At 45.5% G+C, this 12,437-nt stretch carries 8 protein-coding genes; 6 read left to right on the forward strand and 2 right to left on the reverse strand.

Annotated elements, in window-relative coordinates; translation table 11 throughout:
- The first annotated feature begins 1 nt into the window (after position 1).
- From ABQ275_RS11925 to ABQ275_RS11950, 6 genes are read left to right on the forward strand one after another with little or no spacing between them, the layout of a single operon-like run.
- Complete coding sequence (locus ABQ275_RS11925) at positions 2–1,531, forward strand: sulfatase-like hydrolase/transferase (RefSeq protein WP_349318534.1); 1,530 nt, start codon at positions 2–4, stop codon at positions 1,529–1,531.
- A gap of 36 nt (positions 1,532–1,567) precedes the next feature.
- Positions 1,568–3,139, forward strand: a complete 1,572-nt coding sequence (locus tag ABQ275_RS11930) for an arylsulfatase (protein WP_349318535.1) — start codon at positions 1,568–1,570, stop codon at positions 3,137–3,139.
- 27 nt (positions 3,140–3,166) lie between these two features.
- Positions 3,167–4,693, forward strand: coding sequence for an alkaline phosphatase D family protein (locus ABQ275_RS11935; protein ID WP_349318536.1), 1,527 nt, complete (start codon positions 3,167–3,169; stop codon positions 4,691–4,693).
- A gap of 26 nt (positions 4,694–4,719) precedes the next feature.
- Positions 4,720–6,318: an arylsulfatase gene (locus tag ABQ275_RS11940; protein WP_349318537.1), complete on the forward strand. Its 1,599-nt coding sequence runs from the start codon at positions 4,720–4,722 to the stop codon at positions 6,316–6,318.
- Between the two features lie 26 nt (positions 6,319–6,344).
- Positions 6,345–8,387, forward strand: coding sequence for a glycosyl hydrolase 115 family protein (locus ABQ275_RS11945; protein WP_349318538.1), 2,043 nt, complete (start codon positions 6,345–6,347; stop codon positions 8,385–8,387).
- 14 nt (positions 8,388–8,401) lie between these two features.
- The gene (locus tag ABQ275_RS11950) at positions 8,402–10,672 is read left to right on the forward strand and encodes a GH92 family glycosyl hydrolase (RefSeq protein ID WP_349318539.1); all 2,271 of its coding nucleotides are present in this window, start codon (positions 8,402–8,404) and stop codon (positions 10,670–10,672) included.
- A gap of 172 nt (positions 10,673–10,844) precedes the next feature.
- On the opposite strand, the gene ABQ275_RS11955 is transcribed toward ABQ275_RS11950, so the two are convergent.
- On the reverse strand, positions 10,845–12,068 hold the full coding sequence (locus tag ABQ275_RS11955; protein ID WP_349318540.1) for a DUF6770 family protein: 1,224 nt from the start codon (positions 12,066–12,068) through the stop codon (positions 10,845–10,847).
- 17 nt (positions 12,069–12,085) lie between these two features.
- The gene (locus ABQ275_RS11960; RefSeq protein ID WP_349318541.1) at positions 12,086–12,412 is read right to left on the reverse strand and encodes a DUF6770 family protein; all 327 of its coding nucleotides are present in this window, start codon (positions 12,410–12,412) and stop codon (positions 12,086–12,088) included.
- Positions 12,413–12,437 lie beyond the last annotated feature (25 nt).

The raw sequence follows: 12,437 nt of genomic DNA on the forward strand, positions 1-12,437 counted from the left end.
CATGAGGAAAACCATCATCATTTCTATTACACTATTATGCACTCACCTGCATGGCTATACGCAACGAAAAGATGTGCCGGTAATTATCATTATGGCAGATCAGCTCAGGTACGACGCCATTGGTAAATATACGCCCAACATCAACGCGCTAAAAAAGGACGGGGTTTCGTTTAACCGCACCTACACTGCCAGCCCGCTCTGCGCACCTTCTCGTGCGGCTTTTTTCACAGGCAGGTATCCAAATAATACCGGGGGACTGATTAACGGATGGGTTGGCGAGGATGAGCATTACCGGAACGTAAAATCCGGCACACCAAATTTATACCAGACCATGTCATCCAATTGGGATGCCTGGCATGTGGGCAAACAACACTTTTTTACCCAGGATAAGATTGATGAAAATCCCCGCATAAAAGTGCAATGGATCACACAAAAAGATTACAAGGAATGGTTAAAACCACAGGGTGTAAAATCTCCCGGGGGGCGTGAATTCACTGGATTCTCGCCGGAGTTGGTATCAGGAGAATATTCACATGTTAAACGTTATACCATACCGGTTGCTAAAGCGTACAAAGAAGGGCTCCAATATTTCCCCGATGATTATTTTGGTGAAAAATCTGCCGAAATTATAAAAAAACATAACACGGGTAAACCATTGTTGCTTACAACGATGTTTTTATCACCGCATCCTCCTTTCGATATTCCTGCTCCTTATTTTGATAAGATCAGGCAGCAGGATCTGAACATACCAGCTAATGTGGGACAATGGTATAAAGATCAGTCGCCGTTACAACTGTACGCCCTCTCAGGGTTTATCGGAAGCCGCTATTCCAGGGACGACTGGGCTAAATTATGGCCCAAATATTTCGGACTGGTAAACCTGCTGGATGACGAAACGGGAAAAATCATCCAGGCATTAAAAGATAAAGGTCTTTACGACAAAGCACTGATCATATTCACCGCCGATCATGGTGAAATGCTGGGAAGTCATTCCCTGTGGATGAAAATGTGTATGTACGAAGAATCTACCCGTGTTCCGCTTATCATCAAATTTCCGTCTGACTTCCGTCCTGCTGTCGGGGAAACAAACCAACTCGTGAGCCTTACAGATGTATGGCCTACATTAATGGATTTCCTTCAGATTAATCCGAAAGACAAGACAGACGGCATATCGCTGATGCCACTATTGAAGAATAAATCATTCAACCGTAACAAGGTCTTTATCCAGTACGATGGCAATGCCGCCTATGGCAGTAACCAGCGTTGTGTGGTATCGGGCAATTACAAGCTCATAATGGACACGTTTAAAGATGAGATCTACCTGGAACTATACGATATAATAAAAGATCCGGAGGAAACGGTAAACCTCGTCATGGATCCGGCATATGAAGCATTATCCAGAAAACTGATCGGAGAAATACAGGAACATATGCTGCACACCAATGATCTGTTGAAATTTTCCGGTGATGTTTATCAAAATTTCATCTCACATTATGCAACACTTGGCCAAAAGCAAAGTGCAGAAAACTGATTTCAATTATTTGACAATTACAGATGACTGCCTAATATGAAAAAAGGAATTTATCCCGCAGTAATGGTGCTATGGCTGCTTACAGGCTGTGATCAGCGTGCTCCCAAAGCAGATAGTAGCGATCATCAGGAACCGCCCAATATTGTTTATATCCTGGCGGATGATCTTGGGTATGGGGATGTATCCATTTACAACCCGGCATCGAAGATCTCCACGCCGAATATTGACAGACTGGCGGTGGAAGGTATCCGCTTTATGGATGCACATGCACCGTCATCGGTTTGCACGCCTTCCCGTTATGGTATATTAACGGGGCGCTATTGCTGGCGCAGCAGATTGCCGCAGGGCGTGTTGCGTGGTTATGGAAGGGCGTTGATAGCAGAAAATCAGCTGACCATCGGTACACTATTAAGGCAATACAACTACACCACTGCCGCCATCGGCAAATGGCACCTGGGATTGAACTGGGTAGTCAAAAAAGGCCATGAGCATGCCTTGCAGCTACGGGAGAACAATGCCGATCATGCCCGTATCATCACAGATATGGATACCAGCGATATCGTATTCAGTCAGCCGGTGGAAGATGGCCCCCGGGAACATGGATTCGATTATTCCTATATCCTGCCCGCCTCGCTGGATATGCCGCCTTACGGCTACCTGAGAAACGATACGTTAACAGCCTTCCTTTCCGCGGAAACAAAAGGGAATGAAGTACATGACAAGGATTCGCCCAACTATGCAGTGGGCGCCTTCTGGCGACCCGGAAAAATGGCCGCCACCTTTGATTTCGAACAGGTGCTGCCAGGCTTTACCGACCATGCCATTGATTATATCAGGCAACAGGCGCATGCAACCAAACCGTTCTTCCTCTACTTTGCCATGCCCGCTCCTCACACACCCTGGTTACCAGCGAAAGCATACAACGGTAAATCAGGCGCTGGTCTGTACGGCGACTATGTTACCATGATGGATGATATGGTGGGCAAGGTTTTACAGGCTATTGACAGCAGCGGTTTATCATCCAACACCATCGTGATCTTTACCAGTGATAACGGTCCTTACTGGCGGCCATCTTCTATAGAAAAATATAATCACCGGGCAGCCGGTATCTACAGGGGCATGAAAGCAGATATATGGGAAGGCGGTCATCGTGTTCCTTTCATCGTCAGGTGGCCTTCTAAAATAAAAGCTGGCAGCAGTAGTAATATCACCACAACACTGACCAATTTAATAGCCACCTGTTCAGAACTCGTGGGTGGCCCCAAACGGGTGAAATCAGCCATAGATAGTTACAGCATTTTACCTGCGCTGCTGGGCACACAGGATACAGCAGATATACCACAAATTGTTATTCATGAATCTTCACAGGGAATGTATGCTATCCGCCAGGGTCCATGGAAATTTATCGACGGACTGGGATCAGGAGGATTCAGTCCACCGGTAAGCGAAGCACCTGTACCGAATGGACCCAAAGGCCAGCTTTATCATTTGGGTGACGATCCATCAGAAAGCAAAAATCTGTATCTGGATCATCCTGATAAAGTAAACCTGTTAAAACGGTTATTGGATAGTATCAGAGATACCACTCAAATGAATCATGAAAAATAAACACGCTCATCTTCTAAAATAATAATAATGGCAACCCGGAGAACATTTATTAAGAACCTGTCAATCGGATCAGCGGCACTTGTTATTGGCGCTAAAAGCAGCAAGGCTTCCCCTTTTGCGCTTTACGAAAAGCCCCAGGGCCCCTATATGGCAACAGGTATAAAGATTGGTGAGGTCAGTGATACGCAGGCTATTATCTGGGCAAGATTGACCAAAGATGCCGAAAGAGTGCACGATGATGCGCCACAGCCGGTGATCCTATATAAAAATGATCAAACAGGCGTTTTTGAAGTTAAAGGCGCTAAAGAAAGCCGGCCTGATCGCGAACCAAAAGTAATGTATCCTCCCGGCGCTACGGCGAATACATTGGCAGGAGCCGTTCCCGCTGCAACCGGTGAAGTACGGGTGCGCTGGAAAACACCGGATAGCCATGCCTGGCAGGAATTACCCTGGCAGCCGGTGAACCTGGATCGCGACGCTACGCGCCAGTTTACCCTCAACAATCTTACTCCTTTTAAAAAATATGAGCTGGTAGTAGAAGCCCGTTCAACCGGCAGTAATACCATCACTTCCACAATGACAGGAAGCTTCAAAACAGCTCCCAAAAAATCGGAACAGGCGGATGTAAAATTTGTGGCGGTCACCTGCCAGGAATACCACGACCGCGATCATGGCAGCAAAGGATTCAAAATATATGAATCCATGCTTCGCCACGAACCGGATTTTTTTGTGCATACCGGCGATGTTGTGTACTATGATCAGCAGGCAAAAAGCCTGGAATTAGCCCGCTGGCACTGGCAGCGGATCTATGGGTTTCCTTCCCTCGTTGAATTTCACCGGCAGGTAGGCAGCTATTTTATGAAAGACGATCATGATACCTGGATGAATGATTGTTATCCTGACCTGAAGACCAGGTTCATGGGTGATTTTACTTTTAAAGATGGTCAGCAGCTATTCCTGGACCAGGTACCCATGGGCAATAAAACTTACCGTACTTATCGCTGGGGAAAAGACCTGCAGATATGGATGGTAGAAGTCCGGGATTTCAGGAGTCCGAATAATGTACCGGATGGCCCGGATAAAACGATATGGGGCAAGGAACAAATTGACTGGTTTAAAAAAACAGTGGACGCTTCAGATGCCACCTTCAAAGTATTGATCAGCCCAACGCCGATTGTTGGTCCTGACCGGCCACAGAAAGTAGACAACCATGCCAACAAGGTATTTTATCATGAAGGAGAAATGCTGCGCGAGTTTATCGGAAAGCAACCCAACATGCACATTATTAACGGAGACCGGCACTGGCAGTACGCTTCACGGGATCAGGAAACCGGTTTGCTGGAGTTTAGCTGCGGGCCGGTCAGTAACGAACATGCAGGTGGATGGAAAAAAGGAGAAGTAAAAGAAGGAGAATTATATATGCAGGTGATTGGCGGGTATCTTGAAGTAACGGTAAAAAGAACAGGGAATCAACCGGTGATTATTTTTGCCCATCATGATGTAGATGGAAATACAGTATATCGCTACGAACAATATGCTTCAGGACAGTATTGAGCGAAAAAAGATTTAAATAAGATTGTATGAGATACTTGATTTTATTGACTGCTTTACTGGTAATGAACCGGGCGCCAGAAGTCAATTCCACGCATAAAGAAAAAGAACCCGGTAAGCCCAACATTATCCTGATAATGGCGGATGATATGGGCTTTTCAGATATCGGTTGTTATGGTGGTGAAATAAAAACACCGCATATCGATAACCTCGCAAAAGAAGGAATACGGTTTAACCGTTTTTATAACAATGCCTGGTGCTCACCGTCGAGAGCGTCCCTGATTACCGGGTTGTATCCCCAGCAAGTAGGCTTAACAGCCCTGGCCGGCCCTGATCCAGGTCCGCCGGGGCCCTACCAGGGGTATCTTAATGACCATTGCGTAACGCTGGCGGAAGTATTGAAAGGAGCCGGTTATTATACCGCCATGGCCGGTAAATGGCACCTGGGAGAACGGCAGCCCCACTGGCCGCTGGACAGGGGATTCGATAATTATTTCGGATTGATCAGCGGAGCGGCGAATTATTTTGATATCACCAAAACAAAATCTCCCGGTATCACCCGTTATATGGCATTGGATGATAAACCATTCCATCCACCTGCAAAAGGATTCTATATGACAGATGCCATCACCAGTTATGCCCTTCAGATCCTGGATAAACAAAAAACACAATCACAACCCTTTTTCCTGTATGTGGCCTATACCGCACCCCATTGGCCTTTACAGGCCATGCCGGAAGATATTGCGAGGTATGCAAAGGAATATGATATGGGATGGGATTCTATCCGGGCGCGCAGATACGATAGATTAATTCAAATGGGTATCATCAACAATAAAACAACATTGTCGCCCAGAGATACCGGCGTAAAGCCCTGGGCAACGCTTCCGGCAAAGACCCGCAAAGAGATGGCAGAGAAAATGGCCGTATATGCTGCACAGGTAGACCGGATGGATCAGGGCATCGGGCAGATTCTGGATAAACTGAAACAGACCGGGAAAGACGAAAACACGATGGTTATCTTCTTATCGGATAATGGCGGATGTGCAGAAGGTGGGCCAGCAGGCTTTGATAAAAGACATAATGGTCTTCCGCCGGGTGGCGCAGATTCCTATTTTAGCTATGGCCAGTCGTGGGCCAATGCAAGCAATACACCTTTCCGGTATTTTAAAAAATGGCTGGGCGAAGGAGGTATTTCTACCCCACTCATCGTCAGGTGGCCCGCTATGATAGCCAAGCAACGCCATGGACAGGTGCTTGAGCAGGTGGGACATATAACCGATATTATGCCGACACTTTGCGCATTAAGCGGGGCCAGGTACCCGGCATATTATAAGGATAAAAAGATACTTCCTCCCGAAGGACAAAGCCTGTTACCTGCCATTGAAAAAGGCACCGTACAACCACGTAAACCGGTTTTCTGGTTTTTGGATGGCCATAAAGCCATATTAGCAGGCAACTACAAACTGGAAGCAGCAGACAACGGCGCGCCCTGGGAACTGTATAATCTGGAAGACCGAAGCGAATCGGATAATCTTTCCGTTACAGCTGCGCACAAAGTAAAAGAACTGAGTACCCAATGGGAGAACTGGGCGAAGCGTGTAGGCGTATCCGTAGAACAATCAAAATAAAATAATCGTAACAAATATTATTGAAGATGCAGGGAAATAAACGGAGAACAGGCATCGTACGCCTGCTTTTGACAAACATATTATTGCTGCTGGTTTGGCCGGCATCCGCCAACCCGGGAAAAAAGTATATGATCTATTATGGCAACAACAGTACTCCTACAGAGCAGGCCGTTTGTGCAGACCTGAAAGAAGATCTTGAAAAAGTAACCGGCGCAACAGTTATCATAGCGCCCGAAACCAACCAGTTAAAAGCAGCTGACTATAACTTCCTGGTAGCCACTCCGGCTACCAGCCAGCTGTTGGCCGGGTTAGTGAAAAAAGGAATTGTACAGCAAAAAGAGCTTTCCGCACAAGGTGGTATTATCAAGGTTGTCCGGGACAACGCTGCACAAATAGTACTGCTGACAGGAGCAACCGCCGAAGGCATGCAGAATACCGTGTATGCCTATTCCCGGTCAGTACTGGGCATCGATCCCCTGCATTACTGGACAGGGCGCAAGCCGGATAAAAAGGAAAATTTCGACCCTTATAAAACGCAGGACCGTGTAATTGCGTCGCCCGTAGTACCCATCATTTGTTACATGGAAAATGATGTAGATGAACTGGCCAATTTACATAAGCCTTACCTGGAATACGATATGGATACCTGGAAAGGCATGGTTAATTCACTGCGGCGCACACATTATAACGCCATTCATCTCTTTGATATGCTTGGCAGACCTGAGTTCTATACAAGAGCGCCCTATAAAAAGTTAAGACCGGATTACCAGGTCAATCTTCCACTGGTAGACAGCATGATTACCTATGCGCATCTGAAGGGAATGAAGATCCAGGTAGATCTCAGCCTGGGATATCAGATGAAATCCATCAGCGACAGTGAAGCACTATGCTGGACAGAGAACAAAGATAAATGGATCGCAACGTGGGTGTACTATCTTACTAAAACGCCACTGGCCCGGGCCGACATCTATTCATTAAGACCCAGAAACCAGGTCTGGGACCGGGCCTATGTGAGCAGTTGCGGAGAGGACAGGGTGAAGATATTCAATGAAATATTTGCAGCTGTTGATAGTGTGCTCAATGTTTACAGACCCGGCGTAACCAAAGTATGTGTCTGTTATGATGATGGTATGGAGTTGTTTAATAGTGGTTTCCAGCCACCCAAAGATTTTATTATCGGATGGTCCGATGATGGATATTGTAACTTCAAGACAATGCCCGTCAGTAACAAAGGCTATTCTTTCGGAACATACATGCACGCCGGGTTCTGGACAAATCATACCGTACACGATCCTTATCCTGTAAAGATCGATTCCGTTATGTCCTACATGCTTAAACACTATAATGCCAGCAGCTATCTGAAAGTAAACGGGCAAACCTTCCGGCCGTTTCTGCTGAATCTTGAAGCGTTCAGCCAGTGGGCATATGACCCTTCTCATTTCAATGGCGAAGAATTTTATAAACGCTGGACATCTTATAATTTTGGCCCTAAAGCAGCTCCTTTTGCCATCGCTTCCATGAAAAAACTGGATGATGCCCAATTTAACAGGACCGGCTATGTAAGGAACCTGTCTGAAATAAAAAATATCATCGGTTTTCTGAGTGATCGTGCTGTGGAAACCCCCAATGGTTCTTTTGTGGCTTCTTATGATATGATACAGGTGCCGGATCTGCAACGCCGCTATCGTGAGGTGAATGCAGCCTATAACGCGGCTTTATCCGGGCTTCCGGCGGCACAACATGCGGATTTCTATCATGATTACGTTTATCTGCCTTCCCTCATGTATAACCAGCTCCTTGAGCTGGAAAGCACGCTCCTGGCGGCGGCCGACAGGAAACAGGCTTATGCTACAGGACATCAAAAGAAAGATATCGACGAGGCAAAAAAACTGGTAAAAAAATCATTCCGGCAGTTGGAGGCTATCAATAACACCTGCCAGCAGGGAGATAAGGATGCCAAATGGAAAACATGGTACGACCCCGCAAAGAGACGTCCTAATAATGGTTTTCCGACACCCGACATGATTACTGCTATTCAGCGTAATTTACAGCAACTATCCGTTCAATAGAAAAATATACCCGTATGCGTTATATATGCTACCTACTCTCCTGCTTTGTATTCACTTCCGCCTACGGACAATCATCCCCGGGAGTGCTTTCATATGTGCAGCCGCTGGTGGGTACAGCCGCCAGCACCACTATTGCCAGTGCCATCCATGGAAATGGGTCAGAGCAGTTTGCCAATACTATCCCGGCTGTGGGGGTTCCATTTGGAATGACCCAATGGACACCGCAAACACGCACTACAGAAATGAAATGCCGGCCACCCTATAATTATAAAGACAGCCTGTTCAGCGGCTTCAGGGGCACACACTGGTTAAGCGGCTCCTGCACGCAGGATTACGGCAGCTTTACCATTATGCCGGTAGCCGGGCCACTACAGGTAAATACGGCTGATTATGCAGTTCCTTTTTCTCATACAGCAGAGCAATCTGCACCTAATTATTATGGAATAAACCTGGGGAAATATCAGCTCTTCGCGGAAGTGACTGCACTGGCCCGCAGCAGCATTATGCGGTTCACCATAAATCAGGATGACAGTCTTCATCTGCTCATCATTCCCAACAGCGACCAGGGAAAGGGGTATGTTAAAATTAACCGTGAAAAAAATCAGATAGAAGGATATAATCCGGCTCACCGCATTTACCAGGGCTGGGGAAAACCGGCAGGTTTCAGCGGATACTTTGTGGTACAGGTAAAAAAGACATTCGCCAAATCCGGCACTTTCAATGGCAATAACATTACAACGGCAGCCAGCATAGCCAATCAGCCGGGAATCGGCGCTTACGTTAGCTGGAAACTGAAAATGCAGGAGAGCATTATTGTGCGGGTGGGGACTTCCTTCACAAGCCTGGAAGAAGCTGAAAAGAATCTTGCCGCTGAAATTCCTCACCAGGACTTCAACAGGGTGAAGGAGCAATCGGCCAGCATATGGGAGAAGGCCCTGCAAAAAATAGTGGTAAAGGGGTCTGATGAAAGCGCCAGGACCATATTTTATACGGCGCTCTATCATACCATGCAACAGCCAAGGTTATTCAGCGATGTGAGTGGCACTTATCCTGCATTTGCCCAACAATACAAAACGGCCCGTGTATCCGGCAGGCAATATTATGATGATTTCTCTATGTGGGATATTTACCGCGCTCACCTGCCATTATATGAGATCATTGCACCTTCGCTGATCAACGATTTTATAAACTCCGTCATCATCAAGGGTAAGCAGGGAGGCTGGTTGCCCATATTCCCCTGCTGGAATAATTATACCGCCGCAATGATCGGTGATCACGTCACCGCTTTTATTGCTGCGGCTTACTTAAAAGGTATTAAAGATTATGATATTGAAACAGCGTATCAACTGATGCGTAAAAATGCTTTTGACTCACCAGACAGCCTGGAATACGCAGCAGGAAAGGGACGGAGGGCATTAAAAAGTTATTTAAAATATGGCTATATCCCGCTGGAAGATAGCGTTCCGGATGCTTTCCACAAGAAAGAACAGGTGTCGCGCACACTCGAATACGCCTATAATGATTATGCCCTGTCGATGGTAGCCAAAGCACTGCACAAAAAAGAGGATTACCGGCAACTGGCAACAAGAGCCCTGAACTACCGCCATGTATTCGATACAACCGTTGGCTTTGTAAGAGGGCGTTATGCAAACGGTGACTGGTACACGCCTTTCACCCCGGATAAAAGAATGTTTTATATCACCGAAGGTACTCCCCGGCAATACACTTTTTATGTGCCGCAGGATGTACCGGGCCTTGTCAGGCTAATGGGTGGTAAGCGTAAATTTGAAACGGCGCTGGATAGTGTCTTCTACAAAAAAGAATATTGGCATGGAAATGAACCGGATCAACAGATCCCCTTTATGTATAATTACACAGATGCTCCCTGGAAAACGCAACTCGAAGTAAGAAAGATATTGGCGGATGAATATAGCACCGGGCCGGGAGGGTTGAGTGGTAATGATGATGCCGGGCAGATATCCGCCTGGTATGTGCTGGCTTCCATGGGCATGTATCCGCTCGATCCTGTTTCTGGAAAATACCTGCTGTGTTCCCCGTTATTCGACGACATCACCATACACCTGGAGGGAAACAAAACGTTCAGGATCATCACGCATAAGGAATCGGATGACGCGAAATATATTGCTGCCATTAAACTGAATAATAAAAAGTATGCGAAAAACTACCTTGATTATGCCAGTCTGATTAAAGGAGGCACCCTGGAAATTCATCTTACCAACCAGCCGGTAAATATTTTTACAGATCAGCAGGAGGTAATCAATTGAGCTGTTATAAAGTTATCCGTTAAAATTCAGCTTTTTATTTCAGCAAAAAGCAGCTGTTTTACGGAGAACAAATACCGGCCTGATATCCACTACCCCCAAATAAAAAACGTGATACAATCTTTTAGCATTGTATCACGTTTTTATTTTCCCCTCCTTATTTATCAGTCGATATTTAGCTGATCTTTTCCAGGCGGATATCTATCCGTTTATCTTTCTTGAAATATTCCAGGATCATCACAGAGCCTGATTTTGCCGGAAAAATTTTCAGCTTGCTGGCCTTTGACTTCATCTGCATTTTGTCCTGTGTAAATTTGGTACCGTTAAAACGGATCGTATTAAAGGTCTGGCCTTTGTAATCGGCGTCTCTTACGTAATCACTGAAGCAGAAAGAGAAATTATCATTATCCTCATCTCCTGTGGTAAAATCATAATCAAAAGCACCAATACCTTTCAGGTACATGGCAATCAGGTGTTGGCTCATGAAATCGCTGATAGCATTATTCGTGGCGGTATTGTTGGTTTTGTCATAGATTTTGGCATCTGTTACCTTGAATTTTTCGTCGAAGGTCATGACCACCATATCCGTCACTACTATTTTGGTGGCACCTACGCTACTACTGGCTCCTGCTGCGGTGCTTAATACTTTTAATGCAATACCGCCTGCACTCGCCTGCCGTTTATACCCTTCCCCTACTACATACAATTTACCATTGGCGGCCTGGATCATGTTATGAATAAACAGGTAGCCTACGTTATCAATTTTACCTTTACTGCTGGTATGGAGGTATTTTGAAAAATCTTTCTCCCAGCTATTGTATGCTTTAGAGAGTACCTCCCCTTTGGTGTTCATTACATAGATCGCCAGCCCTTTACTTGCATCTTTGCCTACATTGGCGTCTTTGGCGAAATAGGTGCCGGCTATTATAAAATTGCCACTGCTTTTCTCCTTGCGGATACTGGCCGGCAATAACAGAAATTCATCTTCATCTCCATCAAGGTCAAATATCTTTTTCTTGGTAACAAAGTTGATACCCACTATATGTGAACTGATTTTCTGACTCATCAAACGTTTTCTTTTCATCACCTGTAGAATGATCAGGCTGTCGGTATTACCCAGGTATTCAGCAAACGCAAAACGGCTTTCATCATCCGATGGTATATATTTCCAGAATTTTTTCTTCTCGGAGCCAAAAAAATCTACTTCATAGGTACGGTCTTTACCGTCTCGCACCGGCATCACAGAAACATATCCTTTGGTACCAACATCAAATACATTCTGATTAGTACCTTCATCTGTATGCAGGGTCAAATAGATCTGCATCAACTCTTCTGTTTTACGGGTGTACTCATTGTTATAGGTGTGGAGCAATTTCCCTTCCAGGGAGTATACTTTCATGGTCAGCTTTCTTTCTTTTACGTCCTGAAAAGAAAAGATAAGCTGCTGCCGTTATAGGCGGCTTCCAGCAGGTTTACATTTTTGCCGTCCTGGAATTTAATATCCTGTACTTTATTAAGATTCTCATCCAGTATCTGTAAGGTATATTCATTGGTCTTTCTATCTATTTTATCGCTTCTGTAAAAAAAGAAATAACCTTTAATTTGGTTGTTCTCCATGATAGTACCACTATTGCGGAGATACGTTGAATACACATTATCTATGGATAATTTACCCTGTGCCTGTACAAGGTACATACACATACAAAAGAACAGCGAGGCTGTCAGCATTTTTCTGAACATCATTTCAAGGTTTAGGAATTAGGACTTT

This window comes from Chitinophaga sp. MM2321, assembly GCF_964033635.1.
Classification (GTDB): Bacteria; Bacteroidota; Bacteroidia; order Chitinophagales; family Chitinophagaceae; genus Chitinophaga.

Bases quoted from the DNA above. Each gene is read 5' to 3' on its own strand.
- ABQ275_RS11925 (WP_349318534.1), top strand. From the start codon at position 2: ATGAGGAAAACCATCATCATTTCTATTACACTATTATGCACTCACCTG.
- ABQ275_RS11930 (WP_349318535.1), top strand. From the start codon at position 1,568: ATGAAAAAAGGAATTTATCCCGCAGTAATGGTGCTATGGCTGCTTACA.
- ABQ275_RS11935 (WP_349318536.1), top strand. From the start codon at position 3,167: ATGGCAACCCGGAGAACATTTATTAAGAACCTGTCAATCGGATCAGCG.
- ABQ275_RS11940 (WP_349318537.1), top strand. From the start codon at position 4,720: ATGAGATACTTGATTTTATTGACTGCTTTACTGGTAATGAACCGGGCG.
- ABQ275_RS11945 (WP_349318538.1), top strand. From the start codon at position 6,345: ATGCAGGGAAATAAACGGAGAACAGGCATCGTACGCCTGCTTTTGACA.
- ABQ275_RS11950 (WP_349318539.1), top strand. From the start codon at position 8,402: ATGCGTTATATATGCTACCTACTCTCCTGCTTTGTATTCACTTCCGCC.
- ABQ275_RS11955 (WP_349318540.1), bottom strand. From the start codon at position 12,068: ATGAAAGTATACTCCCTGGAAGGGAAATTGCTCCACACCTATAACAAT.
- ABQ275_RS11960 (WP_349318541.1), bottom strand. From the start codon at position 12,412: ATGATGTTCAGAAAAATGCTGACAGCCTCGCTGTTCTTTTGTATGTGT.